Raw genomic sequence first — 17397 nt, forward strand, 5'->3', positions numbered from 1 at the left:
TTAAGCAAAACCTTAAGAAACCTTAAAGAAGTTAAAGCTACACCACTTTGAACCCGATACCCCAAACCGTACGGATATATTCCTCTTCGGTAACCGCGGCGATTTTGGCCCGCAAGTTGCTGATATGTACATTAATGGTGTTGTCGTCTCCAAGATACGTCCCCTGCCAGATATTCCGGTAGATCTCACTTTTCGAGAAAATCTTATCAGGCTTGGACAGGAGCAGCGCCAGAATTTCGAATTCATATTTGGTTAAAGTCAGCAATTCGCTGTTCAAGGTGACTTCACGCCGCTGCTTGTCCATGATCAGTTCACGTACACGGATAATTTCTTCGTCAGGATTCACCGCATGCAGATACTGTAGACGCCGAAGCTGTGCCTCCACTCTAGCCATAACTTCTTCCTGATCAAAGGGCTTGGTAATATAATCATCCGCACCTAAACGCAGCAGCCCCACCTTGTCCTCCAGCGTACTTTTTGCAGAAATGACAATGATCGGAACCGTGGATTGTTCCCGGATTTGCGGAATCAACGTTTCTCCAGGCATTCCCGGAAGCATTAGGTCCATCAGCACCAGCTGGTAAGCTTCAAGCGACAGCCGAAGCGATGCTTCACTTCCTGAAAATGCAGAGACGGCAGTAAGTCCTTCGCCCGTAAGCATACGGCACAGCAGGCGATTGATATCGGCATCATCTTCTATTACGAGTACTTTGATGTTTGAGTCATCCACTTAGGTTACCTCCAGCTACAATTATGTCCAATTCCCGCTCCTTCTCTGGAAACGTAATTTGCATTGGCTCTACTACTCTATTAATCTTAACGTATTGTGACATCATCCGGTAGACCGGACAAGGGGGAATCGTTCATGGAATGGGACAACGTATTCGGAATCAGTTATCAGAAGCAGCCTGGCCTAACGGAAACAGAGCTGGAGCAATTTATGCAGAGCTGGCACAAACCGCTAACGGCGCCGGAAATCGACGAAATCATCAGCCGGCAGCGCAATCCCTTCCCGGTTGCCCATCCGCTGCATGCGCAGTACGCTCCGTTTGACCCCGGCTTATGGTCCATCCCGCACAAAGCGCTGCCTGCAAGTTATCTGGACTTTCTGCGTTATTCTAATGGCGGGGAGTTTGTGAACGGGGAACGCTACTTTCAGTTTTTTAGCGCGGCTGAATTAAGACCCATGCTTCTGGCCTATGAGTTTCCGGAGTATATGCCGGGAGCGGTGCCCTTTGCGATGGACGGGAGCGGTAATCATTACATTTGGGATATGCGCATGGAAAGGGACGCCCTGGAATATCCGATTCTTGTATCCCATTCCGGCAACCTCGGCTACGAGGATTCCATTGTTATTGCGCGATCATTCCCGGAGTTATGCCACGGAACTACTTCAGTGGACGATGAACTGCACGGGTAGGACTGCTGGAGCAAGAAATAAAAAGCCTGAAATCGTCCCAGCGCTATGCTAAGACGACTTCAGGCTATACTTACAGCTGTTTAATTCCGACCACGGGCTTGAAATACCCTTTAATATACACAGCTTTGGTTTTCTCGGCTTCAATGGTCAAATCTTTTAAGATGATTGCACCAGGTTTCAGCTCGATATTCATAATCTGCCTGGCTGTGAAAACACGTTGCAGCAAAACCCCTATGATGGTAAGACTGAAGATGCTCCAAACATACGCGAAATAAAGTAAAAAGCTCCCTTCTTCCGATAAATAGAGCATTGAAAAGATCGCAATTCCTATCGACACACATAGCGATATAGTCATCATAAGCTCCGCAGGACGTCTGCCTTTGTATACCTCTACCGGGTCCATACCTTCACCTCATTCTTTTAATATCCTTGTTAAACCAATGAATATAACCACAACGGTGACAAGTTAAGGTGTTCGCGGAACGGTTGGCAAAATCAAGGTTCAAAAAACTTAAGAAAGCTGTATTCAGCTGCGCGTATCCATGCTCGAATTTATCATATTGGCAATGAACACAAGTGACATAAATTCCATTGGCCTGATAATAACCGGGACCTGTTGATTCCTTAATATTCTTGGCAAACAGCTTAAAGAACCTTTTCGCCTCATTTGGCATAGCAGTTATCCTCCATTTAAATATAGCTTTATATATACATACGCTTCCGTTATTTGGGAAGTTTCGATTACTTGCTTCATACAAAAAAACAGCCTGCCGGAAAGGCAGACTGCTGTAATTCCTATAACGATTCACGGATCACTCTCTTGTAAAAGAGTACCGACAGGAAGCCGAAGACCGAATACAGTACTGTATAGAACAGCATGACCAGGATCATCGGTGTAAGCATCTCAGTACCGAAGAAGAACCAGCCGGATTTGACAGCAAAGTAGCTATGACTCAGGCCGAAGACCAGCGGAATGCCGAAATTGAACAACTGCTTGAATTGGATGCCGCGTAGAAGGTCGCTCTGGGTAAAGCCCAGCTTGCGCAGGATCGTATAGCCGCCTTTTTCCTCCTCGCCTTCATCCATCTGCTTGAAGTAAAGAATACAGCCTGAGGTAATGAGGAAGGTCAGGCCCAGAAACCCGACGATGAACATAATCATCCCCATATTACTCCGCTGGTTCATTTCGTACTCATGCTGGGAAAAGCTTGGCTCCTGCGGAGCTTGGTTCTCGTAAATTTGATTCGCGGTGTCCAATTTCGACCGGTCGGTGATTTCAATCCCATAATAATTCGCTACCTCTTTCTTTTTTTGCAGTTTGGGATCGAGCACTTTAACCAGTTTCTGATAAACGGACTCATCCACCACGAATACTCCGGAGCCGGAGGCATAATAGACAGGCAGGGTAGGCTGACTGGATACACCGTTCAGCTGCAGTTTAATCGTCCCGCTTGAAGTCAGGAACCCAACCTCTCCGGTCTCTTTCAGTGTTATTAATTTTTCCAAAGCACTGCTGTAGCCCATGAGACGGGTCTCACCGGGTTCCAATTCTACACCTTCGATGCTGATGTCACTGACAACAGAGGTGGATAGGAGGCGGTCCCGGGAGGCTGTGAACGGTGAGAAGTCCATAATTTGAGTGGCATCTACATCCACCCCAACCGGATAGATATCAATTTCCTTGTACTTGATCTGCTCCTTATTGAGCGCTTGAATAAACTTCTCCTTCGCCTCGGTCCGGGCAAAGCCAAAATCATGCGGGGAACTTTCTTTGGCTGTCGCTTCCGCCGAATAATAGGAGATATAGCTTAAAGACAACAACCCGATGGCCAGTGCAGAAACCGTCGTGATGATCGTCAAGAGCAGCGCGTTCGATTTCATCCGGAACATGATCGATGAGAGCGACAGTACCTCGTTGATGGACAGGTAACCCTTTTTGCTCTTGCGGATCGCGTTGAATACAAAGCTGACCGAACCTTTATAGAAGAGGTAGGTGCCGACAATGACTAAGCCGAGAACCAAGATCATGATAATCATTAATTCGTTCATGGCATTGAACTTTCCGCCGAAAAGCTGGGTCGACAGATAATACCCCCCTGCAACAAATCCAATGCCTAGCAAACCCATGATAATCTCCCACAGCGACATTTTTTTAATCCGCTCCTGAGTCGTGGAAGTGACCCTGAACAGGGAAAGGATGCTCTGCCCTTTAATGAACACGTAGTTCATGATCATAATCAGCAGGTATATCGCGGCAAAAACGATTACGGTCTGCAGCAGCGCCTGCGTGGAGAAACGCAGCTTGGCCAATTCATCCACTTCAAGGATTTTGAACAAAATCATCAATATCAGCCGTGACATCACAAATCCCGCACCAATTCCGATGATCATGGAACCGAAATACAGAATCAGGTTCTCCGCACTGAGCAATTTGAAGATTTTACCCTTGGTGAGTCCTATCAACTGGAACAAGCCGATCTCCCGGCTGCGCCGTTTAATGAAAATCGTATTGGCATAGAGCAGGAAAATCGCAACAATGACCACTAGCAGCACAGAAGAGGTGCCGATAGCTGCCCCACCCTTTACCGAACCTTTGACTTCGTCCATGGCCGGATCATATTTAAGGGTCACAAAGGAAAAATACAACGCCACACCGAAGATCAAGGCAAAGACGTAAAGATAATAATTTTTAATATTTTTTTTCAGATTGCGCAGAACGATATAATTCAGGCTCATTGCTGAACACCGCCCAATACGCCCTGAGTCTTGATAATATCGTTGAAGAAGGACTGCCGGGACTCATCACCTTTGTTCAACTGCGTATAAATTTGCCCGTCACGGATAAACACCACCCGGCTGCAATAGCTGGCCGCCACAGGATCATGCGTAACCATGACGATGGTCGCCTGGCGTTTGCTGTTCATGTCAGAAAGCTTGTTCAGCAGATCGGAAGCCGACTTGGAATCCAGCGCCCCTGTAGGCTCATCTGCAAAAATGATGCTCGGGTCATGCACAAACGCCCTTGCCGCCGATGTCCGCTGCTTCTGCCCGCCGGATATTTCCGAGGGGTACTTATCCTTCAACTCGTAGATTCCCAGTTCGCCCGCTACCTGTTCAAACTTCTGATGGGCATCCTTCTTGGAAATACCTGTGATGGACAGCGGCAGCATCACATTTTCTTTGACCGTTAGCGTATCCAGCAGGTTATATTCCTGAAAAATAAATCCGAGATGATGCTTGCGGAATTCAGCCAGCTGTTTTTCCTTCATGCCCGTAAATTCCTTGCCTTCGATTTCGATCGTTCCCTGGCTTACGCGGTCAATGGAGGATAGCACGTTCAGCAGTGTCGTCTTCCCTGAACCGGACGCCCCCATAATGCCGACAAACTCGCCTTTATTTACTTGAAGGTCAATGCCTTTCAAGACCTCTTGTTTATTGAATTTCTTTCCGTAGGTTTTGTAAATTTTATTAGCCTGCATAATAATCATGTTTCACCCACTCCTTTTCTATAGTTCTATCATAAGCGGGATGTTGTTCTTTTTCCTGCGATTCGCCGAACAAAGTGAAGAGGCATGTGACATTGTTGTCACATGCCCGATATCTCCTGAAAAGGCCCAGCCATTCTCAGAATGTATAGGCTGGACTTGCCGTATCCGCCCAAGCCAGCGTTCCATCCGGCGACCAACGGATCTTCGAGATAGCATAATAGTCCTGCTGGCCTTCATGTGCAAAAACATCCTTATGCAGCGGCTCTCGCGAGAAATCGTTCAAATGTGTTCACAAGCCTTCAATCTTTACAAACTCATTCTCCCGTGGAAAAATCAACGTAAATACTGTTCCTTGCCCAAATACGGAATTCACCTGAATATTGATCCCCAGCGGCTCCGCTACTTGCCTAGTCAAATACAGTCCCATCCCGGTAGCGGCCCCTTCCTGACGCCCGCTCGTTGAGGTGAAGCCTTTATCAAATATCCGCGGCAGATCCTTAGGGTCAATTCCCCGTCCGAAATCCTCAACGGTAAGCACAACATGACCATCTCTTTCCGTGCTCAGGATGAGGATATCGGAAGCTTCATTGTATTTCACGGCATTCGTCAGCAGCTGCCTGAGCATAAAGCCTAGCCACTTGCCATCGGTCAGTACTTCTTCGGACGTAAGGAATACGTCGAAACCAATGCCTTTGGGAATACACCAGGATTTCAGCGCCCGGATCTCCTTGTTCAGAACCGGCTCCAGCTTGACCCTTTCGATAAATAGGTCATTGCGCATAAAGGGAATCCGTTTCTGGTGAAGCTGCTGGTCGAGCAGATGATGGACCCGCAGCCATTCGTACATTAACTGCTTCTGTAGCGTCTCGTCCGGAAGACGTTCGATCATCAGCTGCATTGCCGTTAGCGGAGTTTTGACCTCATGAATCCACGACAGCAGATCATCCTTCTCCGATTCCAGCAGTTGAAAATTCACCGAGGTCTCCTGCCGGTAACGTTCCGTTTGGGTGATCACCGCTTCCTGCACTACCTTTTCAAACGGGCTCTCGGCTTCACCCAGAACACCGAGATCATAAGTCTGATCCCAGGCTTCCATGTTTCTGTAGAACCGGGTCTCCTTGGGATATCGGAGAAACATAAATGCGGTACAGACCAGCAGATTCAGCAGTATTATGTACAGCATCGGCATTAACGGAATAGATGCATCGAGATAGACTACTAACAGAAGGAGCAGCTGCAGCAAGACGAGCAGGAGCAGCCAGCTCCGTTTCTCCTTAAGGTATTTCCAGATCATAACGCCGCCTCTTCAGTTGCCATATACCCTTGTCCCACCCGGGTTTCAATGTAAGTGTCCAGCCCCAGCGGTTCCAGCTTTTTGCGCAGCCGGTTCACATTCACGGTCAGCGTATTGTCGCTCACAAAATGCTCATTGTCCCACAGATCCTTGATCAGGTCTTCACGGTTTACAATCTGATCTTTGCGCTCTACCAGGATCTTCAGGATAAACGTCTCATTCTTAGTAAGCAAAGCAGCGCCAAGACTGTTGGTTACAGTGTTCTTCACATATTCAATCGTCGCTCCGCGCCATGTCTTCAGCTCCGTCCGCTCAGTGCTATAGTTGTACACCCGGCGTAATGTGGCTTGGATTTTGGCGATCAGCACCTCGAAATGAAACGGCTTCTGAATAAAATCATCGGCTCCCAGCTGCATAGACATCACCATATCGCTCGGATGATCGCGTGAGGACAGAAAGATAATCGGCACATTGGAATGTGCACGCAGCAGCCGGCACCAGTGGAACCCGTCAAACTGAGGCAGCTGGATGTCGATCACGACCAGCTCCGGTTTGATCACCGTGAATTCCTGCAGCACCTTGCCGAAATCCGAAATGCCATAGACCTCATAGGACCACTGGGACAACCGGTCCTTGATCTCATTGAATAACGTAACATCATCTTCGATAAGCATAATTTTAAACAAATAAAGCCACCCCGCTTTGAATCCTTGGACAGATTCATCTTTTTGTAGTGTCCATCTACATTATCATTAACTATTTCGTTATGCCAGGTCAATATTACTTAATCCCCTTTACAGGAAAAACCCGCTGCGAACAACGCAGAGGGTTCATTATGAGTATTATGCCATTTCATCCAATCGTACGAATCTAAGGTGTCTTGTCTTCAATTGCGGCAGCACCTCGTCTAAAGCCTCCAGCATAAAATGAGGTGCCTGTGAGTCTGCACCCACTGTCTCGCCGCTGTCATGCAGTAACACAACGGAGCCGCCAGTAATTTGGTCAAGCAGCTTTGACTGGAGGCGGGTCTGACAGACCCGGCTGCTCCAGTCACCTGCCGTAATTGACCATAGTGCAATCCGGTACTCCTTGTAACGGAAGTAATCAAACATATTCATTAAGCCCCAGGGCGGACGATAGTGGTCGGGTCTGGTGCCAACAATACCTTCTATAATATCTGCGGAACGATCCAGATGTTCACTGCGAATCGTTTTAGGCAGCATTAGCCAGTTGGAAGTATGACAATAATTATGTATGCCAATCTGATGGCCCTCACGGTCAATTCTGCGAACAAGCTCGGGATACCGTTCCGCTTGCGATCCCAGTACGAAAAAGGTTGCCTTAACCTGATGCCGTTTCAATAAATCGAGTAATTTCGGTGTATATTCCGGATGTGGCCCATCATCAAAAGTGAAGGCCACCTCTCCCTTTCCTTTACCTTTGCGGAAGACCCCCCATCCGGTCATCCGCGAAATTAAGCTTGGAATGAACATATAAAAAGCGGCAATACAGAGTATTCCTCCTATTAAATAGTTAAACATGGTTCGCCTCCCCCTTTATTGGCAGCTTATCCGGACAGACGCTGTTCGGGTGAGAAACGCTTCTTCAGCGATCCCCGCGAGTGAACCAGAAGCATGGGTACAAGCTGATCAGTGCGCCGGTCAATTCTTTTTCTTCCTTCCGGATGCATAGCTGACAGCAGCAGGCGGAGGTAGACTGTTGTAATTCTCGTAAAAAATCCCGATTTCATCTGCTGCTGCTCAAAGCCCAGACCATGTGTCAAACCGCGATGGAGCAGCGTGATCCCCATTAACGCTTTCACCTGCTGGTACTCCGACTGCGATTCAAAGGCTTCATTAATTTGCTTCATTGATTTACGCAGCAGCCGGGCCGTTTGCAGTGCCGCACGATCCGAGCCTTCGGACTTAATAAGCTTCAGAATTTTTTCATTGTCCAGGTGAAGCTCCCCTACCCACTCTCCTTTATGGATAACTGTTGAATCCTGGCATACAATGGCCTCGCCCCGATGTTTTTTTAGCATCACCGAGCATATGCCAAAACGCGATGTACTCGCTCCCCGAAAATATGTAAGCACCGAAAATGCCTTTTCCCACATCATCCAGAGGTTTTGAACCGTAGTTTTCCGTATTTTGATTTCCAAATGATACACCTTCCTTACTTAGCTGTTCTTTTCCCTAATTACTATAGTAGTGATCAGAAATTTCTTTTTTCTTATGTAATTCTTACGTTATTCTTAAGTTGTTATTGCCCCTAATACTCTACTCCTTTCAATGCAATCCGCTGTGCTGTCATACTTCCTTTATTTGACGCTATAGATAGGAATCCCCCTGCAACCGGACCAGCGGTCACAGAGAAATGAGAAGGGAATGCAAGGGGGTAACGGGAAATTAAAGTCATTTTTGATTTAACATTTTATCAATGCTATGCATTTCAATTCTGTCCTTTTCAGTCCTGTGGTCTATAAATTCATGTTCTTCCTCGATAATGATTTCGTTTCGTCCGAAAAAACCAAGCAGCCTGCTCGCTTCTCTCCTTACGCCAGTGATATAAGAATTATTCTTCTGTTTATCCTCAATGAGTATCTCCTTATATTCGTCAGACGTAGTAATATAGGTTAAAGCTATGTATCTCAAAAATGAGTAACCACTACAATACTCTTCATAAAGCACATGCATAATCTCCAGTTGTCTTGAAGCATCCTCAAGCGTCAGAAGCTCATTAAGCAACAGTTCAAGCCTTTCTTGTTCAAACCTGCCTAGCTGAATAATTCTGTAGACCTGCTTCTCTGTTTCAAGAAAAGCGTATTTATTCTTATAATTCCTCGAGATAAATTCGTAGTATTCCTGTTCACCCAAAATTTGCTCCAATTCATCATTGCTGTAAAGCCACTGTTCGAATTCTGCTATGGAGCCCTGATTTTTAATAAGAAAATATAAATAACGGTGTGCAGAGATTAAATCTAACATCTTGATCACCTTCACTTAATTATTGATATTCCATTCAATCTTCCAGACTCATAATCATTGAATGTAGACGGATGCCTTCCGGCAAATCTTCCTTGGCGACACTGATAAGAGATCTGGTAAACAATTTTCCTGACATTTCTTTGTCCGATGGATTCTGATCACTTGCAGGCACTGCCTCAATTTTTAAAATTGGTTTTTCAGCTGCGGCATGTTCAGCCGGAAATGTTAGCGATTTTACCTCAAATCCCTTTGTTACCGACTCTGTTTCCCCGATGCTCACGCAAATGAAATACTCTGTGGGGGTTTCCTTCACTAGATATCCGCCGGGTGCTGAATTTTCGTACTCTTTATACCGGTCCGTTACTTCCTTCGGTAAATTTTCGGTATTACTCCACTCCCAAGTAAAATCAGTCGAATGCTTGGAGTAGAGATGTTGTGTAAACGGAATACTTGCACTCTGTTTATTACTATCTATTTCTACAGTTTTGGTTTCAGTCTTAGTTTCCGTTACTCTATGATTCCAATTTCCCTCTATGTCCGCGCTGCACCCCAGCTGCAAGCCTAACATCAGCGTGATGATACAAGCTCCATATCTTGTTCTGGACAATGATTAATCCCCCTTATTGGCAAACTCCTTTTTCGCTTCTTCCCGGAAATCATACCACAATTAGCCTTTTCTGTAAGGCTGTTCTGCACCTCAGCTCCAGCAACATCATTCAAGAAATGTTCTTTTGTTCATATTATAATGGCTACATAGAACCTCAGCCTTTCCAATGTATCCAACCTTCTTTTCTTGGGTCTGGGAGCCTCGGCACTCTGTTTTGTCACCTGGAACCGGGTGGTCGGAATCCTTGGAGCGGTAAAAACAAGCGTGTACATCTATATTGTGCCTGTAGTTACGGTTGCCGCCTCTGCCCTGTTCCTGCATGAGAATATCACTTGGGTCACTGTAGCGGGAACCTTGCTCACCCTCGCCGGCTCCTACATTTCCGAGCGAAAAGCAATAACGGTCCACGGGAAGAGGATCGCTGCAAAAAGTGGGGATTGAGTTTTTCCGTATGCTCATTTGAACGTAAATCCACTGTGGATGGTGCCACCTGCCTGTTTCACCTGTTCGGTGATTTCTGCAATAATATACTATATGCATGCTAAGATCGCCTGTATTATTCATGGGAATACACTTTAGGAGGTCCTCATGAATATTACAGCTTTTATCATCTATTGCGTTGTTATCACCTTCACACCCGGGCCCACCAATATTGTGATCTTATCTTCAGTGCAGCATTTCGGTGCAAGAAAAACCATGAAATATGTATACGGAGCCACGATTGCCTTTGGCCTGCTGCTTGCCGCTTCTGCTGTGCTGAACCATGTGCTTGCCGGAGTGATCCCGAATATTGTGAGTATTATGCAGATCATCGGCAGTGTCTATATGCTCTATCTTGCCTATCAAATCTACAAGATGAATACAGGGAAGGCCACACCGTTCCACAATACCAATTTTTTGTCAGGCCTAGTGATGCAGTTTGTGAATCCAAAGGTGATCATATTTACTTTAACGGTGATTCCCAGCTATGTGATGCCTTACTATTCCTCCTCTTTAGCATCATTTCAGTTTGTAGCTATCATTACGGTTATCGGGTTTCTGGCGTTTATGACCTGGGTCATCTGTGGTACAGTCTTCAAGAAATTTCTCCAGCAGCATCAAAAAATAGTCAATGTTCTAATGGCGCTGTTTCTGGTATACTCTGCAATTATGGCATCGGGAATCATATAGAGAGTGTTGGGGGTGAGAGTATGGAGCAATTTACGTATAAAAAATCTGCAGATGTCCTTGCTCTGGCGGCAAGTTTTGCCGATTTCACCTATAAAAAACATTGCCACGAGGAGTATGCTGTCGGCGTAACCCTGCGCGGCATTCAGCAATATAATTTGAGCGACAGCTTCCAGTCCTCCCACAGGAATGGCGTCATGCTGTTTAACCGCGAGCAGTATCATGACGGCAGGTCCTACGATAAGGAAGGCATTGATTATGTCATGCTCTATATCAAACCTGAGCTGGTAGCCGAGATCCTGGGGAAGAAAGAGCTGCGTTTCCAGACCCCTATCGTATACGACGTCAGCCTGGCACGAAGCATCTGCGCCCTCAGCCGGGCCATTCTGGACGGTAACGACGAAACGCTGTGTACGGAGCGGTTGATCAATCTAATCGGCATGTTATCCAAAACAGCGATGGACGCAGAGCAGCGGAAGAATAACCGGCTAGTGAAACAGGCGAAGGAAATGATGTACGGCAGCATCGGCAATGTGCTCAAACTCGATGATCTTTGTACAGAGTTTGGGATGTCCAAATACCAGCTGATCCGCGAGTTCAAGGCCCATACAGGGATCTCGCCCTATCAGTTTTTTCTGAATTGCAAGGTGGAACATGCCAAACGGTCCATTGAGGCCAGCAAGGATATCTACACGGCCGTAGCGGAATACGGATTTGTGGATCTGACACATCTGAACAGGCATTTCAAAAGTATGTTCGGGATTACTGCATATGAGTACATGACACAATTACAATAATACAATTACGGATCACCCTAGATGCCTATGGCATCTTTTTTTTGCCGTTTTATGGCTTGGATCTCCATCATAAATTTACTCTTTACAAAATATTGACTATGGGTTATTTTAACATTAAGTAATTATTAAATATTAACCAACTATCCATAAGATTTAAAATATTCAATCCTGAAATTGGAGGACAGTATGCAAATTGCGATGAAGGATATGTTACTGAACAATATTAATTTTGCTTACAATGAGGCCATCGAATTGATAGTGTCCATGGGAATGATCGCTTGTAAGGGAGAGCTTACCTCCATGGCAGAGGATTACAAGATTAAGATGGACCCACTCGTAGCAGCCTACTTTGAGGACGCACGGGTCCGTTTGTCACCTCATTCCTACCGGGAGCTTCAGTTTTTTTTCAATTATAACTTTTTCCATAAGGCACTCGATTTTGCTTTCTACGAATCCATCTGCACATATCCTGATCCACAGACTGCAGAAGCATGGATTGAACGGCTGGAGCAGAGACCGGCAGAACAAGTGGTAGCCGAAATGGTGTATGGCGTGTATTCCGATAAATTGGAGGATCTGCTGGAAGGCAATGACTGGGAGGAAGTCAAGAAGGATGTTCATTTGATGTCTGAGCTTGTGGCAAGAACGAAACCCCAGCCTGAGGTTGCTAGGGCGCAAGGACCGCTGCTTGAATGTCTTGCTTTCCCGGAAGAAACGAAACTGCGGTATATGCAGCTGCTCCATCAATTCTACAAGGATGTCTTTACCTATTGGAAAGAGCGGTTACGAATGGAGTCTGAACAAGCCACTCTACATTACGAAGCACTTTTCCTGGCCGATCCCGTCCGCTTCATTAGGGATATTAACAAAAATGAGCCTGCGCTGTATGATGAACCGACGACTTTTCATATCAGCTTCTTTTCGCAGGTGGGCAATCATTTTCTTAATTTCTGGACGGAGGCTGGAAGGGTCGGATGGGTGATATTTGGGGTACTCAACGACCGTGTATACGGACCTGCTGCTGACCGGGAGAAAACAGAGCTTTTCTTAAAAGCATTCTCGGATAAAAGACGCCTCGACTTCCTGCTGCTGTTAAAAAAACGCCCGCATTACGGGCAGGAAATCGCCGCGGCCCTTGGCATTACACCGGCAGCTGTAAATTACCATTCCAACTTCTTATTCTTTCTGGATCTTCTGGAAATTAAAAGAGAGGATCACCGCTTATATTACCATCTGCGCATAGATAGATTAAGGGAATTGCTGGCTTTAACCACAAAAGTCATGCTGGATGAAGATTAGACTGGCTTAACAGGAGTACAGGAAAATTTGAGAATAAGGGGAGTGTCCCTCGTGAGTGAATCAAGCCATGCAGCAGCCGGCAACAAGGAATCCGCTGCTGTTTCCAGCACAACTTTCCGTTTATTTAAACTTGGCAGGCCTTATTTAGGCTGGTACATTCTATTATGCGCCCTGGCAGCAGTCATCTCTCTTACAACGGTTGGTGTAGCCGAAGCTTTACGGCGAATTATTAATTCGGCTACAAATCACAATATGCCGGGCCTGACCTCCGCCACCCTGTTTGCCGTTGTCATTATGTTCGTCGATGCCGCAGCCAACTTTCTAAAAAGCTATTTGTCAGGTGTACTTGAGGTCAAGTCGACCTCCCGGCTTCAGGTATCACTTCTGGGCAGACTGCTGAACGTGCAAATGAAAGAGCTGGATCGTTATCATTCTGCAGATCTGATCAGCCGGATTAATGATTCCGCCTCTGCGGCCCAGCATGGAATCAACCAGAAAACCATTGACCTGTTCAGCAATCTGCTGCAGATTGCTTTCCTTCTCACCTATCTGTTATCGCTTCAATTTGCGTTAACCTTGGGAACGATCATCATTTGTTCCCTGGTTCCACTCGTCATGCTTCCCTTCACTTCCCGGCTGCGCTCCATGCATGAGCAAAGACAGAAGATCGAAACCGCGCAGCAAATGTTTATTCAGGATACGGTCCAGGGTGCCGAAGTCGTGCGTGCCTTCTCTCTTGCCCCCAGGCTGCACCAACAATTTGCCGCCCGGGTAAAACAATATTTCACTATTCATATACCGCTCACCCGTTTAGAAGCTGTTGGCTATAATATGCCACTGGTCGTTATCCTTGGCGGACTGCTCTACGTCCTCTCTTTTGGCGGATATCTGGTCATCGGGGGGCGTTTGGATGTGGGGGCTGTGGCGGCCTTTCTGATCTGTTTTGAGCAGATTTCAAATCCGGTCTCGAAGCTGGCCAACCTGTGGACGGAGTTGCAGATGTCTTTAGCGCAAGGCAAAAGGATGTTTGAAGTGCTGGATTTACCGGAGGAAGCGGCAAATTACGAAGCTGCAGCTTTAAATTCCCGGATGGAGATAACTGAAGAGCCCGATCCGGAAATGATCAGCCGATCCGATATTTCTTTTAACAACGTAACTTTCCGCTATGATGCCGCTCCAGTATTAAACAATGTGCAGCTTACCATACGACCCGGGAAGGTGACTGCATTAGCAGGCCCCAGTGGAAGCGGAAAAAGCACCCTGCTTCATTTGCTGCTCGCAGCCTATGAACCGGACGAAGGGGTTATCTGCTGTGGCGCTCACCCCTTAACCAGAATCCCGCTCCGGCTCTGGCGTGAGCGAATTGCCTACGTGTCCCAGGAGCCTTATCTGTTCTCCGGCACTTTCCATGAGAATATAGCCTGGGGAAAATCCGGTGCCACAACGGAGGAGGTCATCCAAGCAGCCCAAAGAGCCGGCATCCATGAAGTCATTATGAGAACGCCCTTACAATATGAGACTACTATTGGGGAACGGGGGTTAACATTATCCGGCGGGGAACGGCAGCGTCTCTCCATTGCCCGGGCGTTTGTCCGCGAGCCCAAACTTCTGCTGCTCGATGAACCCACGGCCGCACTGGACAGCCACAATGAGGAGCTGATTCAGCAAGCCCTCAGGGAGCTCATGCATGACCGGACAACAGTCGTTATTGCCCATAGATTGTCCACTATCCGTGACGCCGATCAGATTTATTTCATGGAAGCAGGATCTGTAGCAGAAACAGGCACACATCAGGAGTTAATGGCACTAGAAGGCAAGTACTTCAAAATGGTTGAGACTTCGATGAAGCAGAATCACGATTTGCTTGAGGTCAGGGAGGGTCTGGAATGAATGCAAAAGCGTCCGCAAAACTCAAGCTTGGATATGTACTGCGCAGGTTGATGACCTTCTCAACCCCCTACCGTATCGGGTTAATGGCGGCTGTATTACTGCTCTCGGCAAGGCTAGTCTTGGACATCGGCTTTGCAGCCATCCAGCAGGTGTTTATTGATACCATCAACAGCTCTAATATGCATTCCCTTACCCGCATTACCGTTATTTGCGCCATCGTCTGTTTTATCATTATTATCTGCCTCATGCTGCAGCATTACTTCCGCTTTATTACAGAGAGCCAAATGGCTTGGGCGATTCGCGCCAAGCTGTTCGACAAGACCCACCGGCTTCCCTTCCGCGAAGTCCAGTCCATGCATTCAGGAGATTTGGTCTCGCGCAATAACCGGGATGCAGGTGCGGCCATTGGCATGATTAACGGCATCGTCTATGATTTGGGCTATAATCTGCTTTTATGTCTCGTTTCTTTTCTGTACCTGGCGAAAATGGATGTCTGGATCGCGCTGCTGGCGCTCGGTTCGGGACCGGTTGTGTTTCTTTCCGGACGCTTCTTTGACCGCAGACTCCGCAAACTGTTCACGGAGATCCATCAGAAGGAAGCTGAGCTGCGGGGTATTCTGCAGGAAACGCTGCAAGGAATGAAAGTGGTCCGGGCCTTTTCCCTGGAGGACAATCTCTTGAACCGGTATGCAGCCGGACGTGAGCAGTTGAACCGGCTGCAGCGCCAAAGAGCACTGCTGAACACGCTGCTCTGGCAGTCCTCTGCCTTTATCAACAATATCGTAATGGTGGCCTGCGCTGCGCTGATCGCAGTCTCTGCCGTAAGAGGCGGAACAACAGCCGGTGAAGTACTCGCCTTCATCATTCTGATGGGACGGGTACAGTGGCCTTTTGTCCACATGTCCCAGACCTGGGGTGGTGTTCAAGAAGCGTTAGGAGCAGCCGACCGCGTATTCGCTGTACTGGATGCAGATGAGGAAGGAGCACCACATTCTTCCCCGGCTTCGTCCCCTCCTCCCCCCGCTTCGGAGAAGTCGGCTGCATTAAGCCTACAAGAGGTCAGCTATAGCTATTCCGGCCGAATAGAAACGGAGCCGCCGCTGTTTGAAGGCTTCAGCCTGCAAATTCAGCATGGAGAAACGGTCGCTGTTGTAGGTCCAAGCGGTTCCGGCAAAACAACGCTTGCCCGCTTATGCTGTGGATTGTATGCACCCGATGCCGGCAGCATCTCAGTTTATGGAAGAGCGGTTCAGGAGCAGCTGGAAGAAGCCCGGGCACAGGTTACTTATGTACCGCAATCCCCTTATTTGTTCTCTGGTACGATTAGAGACAATATAGCCTTCAGCTCTAATTCAGCCAGTGAACAAGAAATTTACGAAGCCGCCCGGCTTGCGGGCGCAGCCGAGTTTATCGCGAAGCTTCCGGGCGGATACGATACGGTCATCGGTGAACACGGCTCGAGTCTTTCCGGCGGACAACGGCAGCGAATCGCTATTGCCCGGGCCTTTCTTCGTGATGCACCGCTGCTTTTGCTGGACGAAGCCACTTCTGCTCTGGATAACGAATCCGAGCGGCTGGTTCAGGAAGCGTTGGATCACTTGATGAACAACAGGACTACACTGGTAATTGCACACAGGCTTTCAACCGTACGGAACGCATCCAGAATTGTTGTACTGGATCAGGGGGTAATTGCCGAGGAAGGCACACATGATGTTTTGCTCGCCCAAAACGGGCTTTATGCACAGTTATATAACCTCCAGTTTAAAGCAGCAGAGGCAGAAGCATCCCTATTTGAAGAATCACATGCAGCTATACTACCTGCTTAGTTTATAGTTGAAGCACACAAAGGCTCGAATCCCCGGCGCAGCTGCGCTAGGGTTCGAGCCTTAAATCATTCCGGCGGGGGTTGATTAACTCAGCATATTTATTGGTGTTTCCCCCAGTGAAGGGATGAGGAATTTATGATCGATAGGAGATGACATCACGATTAGAATCGTGTAGGTCCCGTATTTATCACATTGATTTCCGAACTCTTCAAGCGCTCGCGTAGAATCGCTAATCACTTTCAACAAATAGTTGTGCTCCCCGCTTATCCGGTAACATTCGACCACATCGGGAGCGGCCCGGCAGAAATCAAGGAATGCGTTACAATCTCTAGAATGAAACAATATATAGGCGGCAGCCTGCTTGCCAATCTTTTCAGGGGATATGATGGTGCGATACTCACTGATGATCCCCTTCTCCTCCATGCGTTTAACCCTCTCTGTAACTGCAGGCTGTGATAAGCCGACGTTTTTCCCCAGTTCTGTCATAGAAATTCTCGCTTGGCTCTGCAGGTGGAACAGGATTTGCTTATCCACATGATCCATTATAGTCAGCTCCTTTAAAATTCAGGTCAATTGGTTAAAACAAATATAATTTAATCGTTATACAGCCGAGTTACCTTTG

Annotated in this window: 19 protein-coding genes and 1 pseudogene; 7 read left to right on the forward strand and 13 right to left on the reverse strand. The window is 47.3% G+C overall.

Going from position 1 to position 17397, the window contains the following annotated elements:
• Window positions 1–37: 37 nt before the first annotated feature.
• On the reverse strand, window positions 38–730 hold the full coding sequence (locus tag AC3WT9_RS30370; RefSeq protein ID WP_341379049.1) for a response regulator transcription factor: 693 nt from the start codon (window positions 728–730) through the stop codon (window positions 38–40).
• Window positions 731–865: 135 nt separating this feature from the next.
• On the opposite strand from AC3WT9_RS30370, the gene AC3WT9_RS30375 reads away from it, so the two are divergent.
• Window positions 866–1420 carry an SMI1/KNR4 family protein gene (locus AC3WT9_RS30375; protein ID WP_341094230.1) on the forward strand — a complete coding sequence of 185 codons (555 nt, stop codon included), beginning with the start codon at window positions 866–868 and terminating at the stop codon, window positions 1418–1420.
• Window positions 1421–1490: 70 nt separating this feature from the next.
• Here AC3WT9_RS30375 and AC3WT9_RS30380 read toward each other — a convergent pair whose 3' ends face one another.
• From AC3WT9_RS30380 to AC3WT9_RS30430, 11 genes are all read right to left on the reverse strand, one after another.
• Entirely contained in the window at window positions 1491–1823 is a 333-nt protein-coding gene (locus AC3WT9_RS30380) for a hypothetical protein (RefSeq protein WP_341379050.1), read from the reverse strand.
• 4 nt (window positions 1824–1827) lie between these two features.
• Window positions 1828–2094, reverse strand: a complete 267-nt coding sequence (locus AC3WT9_RS30385) for a zinc ribbon domain-containing protein (protein WP_052092171.1) — start codon at window positions 2092–2094, stop codon at window positions 1828–1830.
• Between the two features lie 121 nt (window positions 2095–2215).
• Entirely contained in the window at window positions 2216–4156 is a 1941-nt protein-coding gene (locus AC3WT9_RS30390; RefSeq protein WP_341094232.1) for an FtsX-like permease family protein, read from the reverse strand.
• On the reverse strand, window positions 4153–4908 hold the full coding sequence (locus tag AC3WT9_RS30395; protein ID WP_341094234.1) for an ABC transporter ATP-binding protein: 756 nt from the start codon (window positions 4906–4908) through the stop codon (window positions 4153–4155). The genes AC3WT9_RS30390 and AC3WT9_RS30395 overlap by 4 nt, the downstream gene beginning before the upstream one ends.
• Before the next feature lie 136 nt (window positions 4909–5044).
• Window positions 5045–5191: a hypothetical protein gene (locus AC3WT9_RS30400; protein ID WP_342480150.1), complete on the reverse strand. Its 147-nt coding sequence runs from the start codon at window positions 5189–5191 to the stop codon at window positions 5045–5047.
• Window positions 5192–5197: 6 nt separating this feature from the next.
• Window positions 5198–6202: a sensor histidine kinase gene (locus AC3WT9_RS30405; RefSeq protein ID WP_492408560.1), complete on the reverse strand. Its 1005-nt coding sequence runs from the start codon at window positions 6200–6202 to the stop codon at window positions 5198–5200.
• A complete protein-coding gene (locus AC3WT9_RS30410) occupies window positions 6199–6888 on the reverse strand; it encodes a response regulator transcription factor (RefSeq protein ID WP_341094237.1) in 690 nt (229 codons plus the stop codon). The genes AC3WT9_RS30405 and AC3WT9_RS30410 overlap by 4 nt, the downstream gene beginning before the upstream one ends.
• A 156-nt stretch (window positions 6889–7044) precedes the next feature.
• Window positions 7045–7743: a polysaccharide deacetylase family protein gene (locus AC3WT9_RS30415; protein ID WP_341094238.1), complete on the reverse strand. Its 699-nt coding sequence runs from the start codon at window positions 7741–7743 to the stop codon at window positions 7045–7047.
• Window positions 7744–7769: 26 nt separating this feature from the next.
• Window positions 7770–8363, reverse strand: coding sequence for a YkoP family protein (locus tag AC3WT9_RS30420; protein ID WP_492408562.1), 594 nt, complete (start codon window positions 8361–8363; stop codon window positions 7770–7772).
• A gap of 253 nt (window positions 8364–8616) precedes the next feature.
• Entirely contained in the window at window positions 8617–9189 is a 573-nt protein-coding gene (locus tag AC3WT9_RS30425) for a hypothetical protein (RefSeq protein WP_341094239.1), read from the reverse strand.
• Window positions 9190–9223: 34 nt separating this feature from the next.
• Entirely contained in the window at window positions 9224–9796 is a 573-nt protein-coding gene (locus AC3WT9_RS30430; protein WP_492408565.1) for a hypothetical protein, read from the reverse strand.
• Between the two features lie 156 nt (window positions 9797–9952).
• Between AC3WT9_RS30430 and AC3WT9_RS30435 the strand changes: the two are divergent.
• The 6 genes and pseudogenes from AC3WT9_RS30435 to AC3WT9_RS30460 all read left to right on the forward strand — a co-directional run.
• Window positions 9953–10237 (forward strand): annotated as a pseudogene (locus AC3WT9_RS30435) (EamA family transporter); the annotation flags it as partial.
• A 147-nt stretch (window positions 10238–10384) separates the two neighbouring features.
• Entirely contained in the window at window positions 10385–10966 is a 582-nt protein-coding gene (locus AC3WT9_RS30440) for a LysE family translocator (protein WP_341094241.1), read from the forward strand.
• A 20-nt stretch (window positions 10967–10986) separates the two neighbouring features.
• Entirely contained in the window at window positions 10987–11760 is a 774-nt protein-coding gene (locus AC3WT9_RS30445; protein ID WP_341094242.1) for an AraC family transcriptional regulator, read from the forward strand.
• Between the two features lie 186 nt (window positions 11761–11946).
• Complete coding sequence (locus AC3WT9_RS30450) at window positions 11947–13059, forward strand: ArsR/SmtB family transcription factor (RefSeq protein WP_492408567.1); 1113 nt, start codon at window positions 11947–11949, stop codon at window positions 13057–13059.
• Between the two features lie 51 nt (window positions 13060–13110).
• Window positions 13111–14949, forward strand: a complete 1839-nt coding sequence (locus AC3WT9_RS30455; RefSeq protein WP_342480153.1) for an ABC transporter ATP-binding protein — start codon at window positions 13111–13113, stop codon at window positions 14947–14949.
• Window positions 14946–16775 carry an ABC transporter ATP-binding protein gene (locus tag AC3WT9_RS30460; protein ID WP_342480154.1) on the forward strand — a complete coding sequence of 610 codons (1830 nt, stop codon included), beginning with the start codon at window positions 14946–14948 and terminating at the stop codon, window positions 16773–16775. The genes AC3WT9_RS30455 and AC3WT9_RS30460 overlap by 4 nt, the downstream gene beginning before the upstream one ends.
• Window positions 16776–16859: 84 nt before the next feature.
• On the opposite strand, the gene AC3WT9_RS30465 is transcribed toward AC3WT9_RS30460, so the two are convergent.
• A complete protein-coding gene (locus AC3WT9_RS30465) occupies window positions 16860–17318 on the reverse strand; it encodes an Lrp/AsnC family transcriptional regulator (protein WP_341094246.1) in 459 nt (152 codons plus the stop codon).
• Window positions 17319–17397 lie beyond the last annotated feature (79 nt).

Source organism: Paenibacillus sp. EB106-06-01-XG199, from assembly GCF_058791575.1.

Bases quoted from the DNA above. Each gene is read 5' to 3' on its own strand.
- AC3WT9_RS30440 (WP_341094241.1), top strand. From the start codon at position 10,385: ATGAATATTACAGCTTTTATCATCTATTGCGTTGTTATCACCTTCACA.
- AC3WT9_RS30385 (WP_052092171.1), bottom strand. From the start codon at position 2,094: ATGCCAAATGAGGCGAAAAGGTTCTTTAAGCTGTTTGCCAAGAATATT.
- AC3WT9_RS30380 (WP_341379050.1), bottom strand. From the start codon at position 1,823: ATGGACCCGGTAGAGGTATACAAAGGCAGACGTCCTGCGGAGCTTATG.
- AC3WT9_RS30415 (WP_341094238.1), bottom strand. From the start codon at position 7,743: ATGTTTAACTATTTAATAGGAGGAATACTCTGTATTGCCGCTTTTTAT.
- AC3WT9_RS30425 (WP_341094239.1), bottom strand. From the start codon at position 9,189: ATGTTAGATTTAATCTCTGCACACCGTTATTTATATTTTCTTATTAAA.
- AC3WT9_RS30405 (WP_492408560.1), bottom strand. From the start codon at position 6,202: ATGATCTGGAAATACCTTAAGGAGAAACGGAGCTGGCTGCTCCTGCTC.
- AC3WT9_RS30375 (WP_341094230.1), top strand. From the start codon at position 866: ATGGAATGGGACAACGTATTCGGAATCAGTTATCAGAAGCAGCCTGGC.
- AC3WT9_RS30465 (WP_341094246.1), bottom strand. From the start codon at position 17,318: ATGGATCATGTGGATAAGCAAATCCTGTTCCACCTGCAGAGCCAAGCG.
- AC3WT9_RS30445 (WP_341094242.1), top strand. From the start codon at position 10,987: ATGGAGCAATTTACGTATAAAAAATCTGCAGATGTCCTTGCTCTGGCG.
- AC3WT9_RS30390 (WP_341094232.1), bottom strand. From the start codon at position 4,156: ATGAGCCTGAATTATATCGTTCTGCGCAATCTGAAAAAAAATATTAAA.
- AC3WT9_RS30450 (WP_492408567.1), top strand. From the start codon at position 11,947: ATGCAAATTGCGATGAAGGATATGTTACTGAACAATATTAATTTTGCT.
- AC3WT9_RS30460 (WP_342480154.1), top strand. From the start codon at position 14,946: ATGAATGCAAAAGCGTCCGCAAAACTCAAGCTTGGATATGTACTGCGC.
- AC3WT9_RS30395 (WP_341094234.1), bottom strand. From the start codon at position 4,908: ATGATTATTATGCAGGCTAATAAAATTTACAAAACCTACGGAAAGAAA.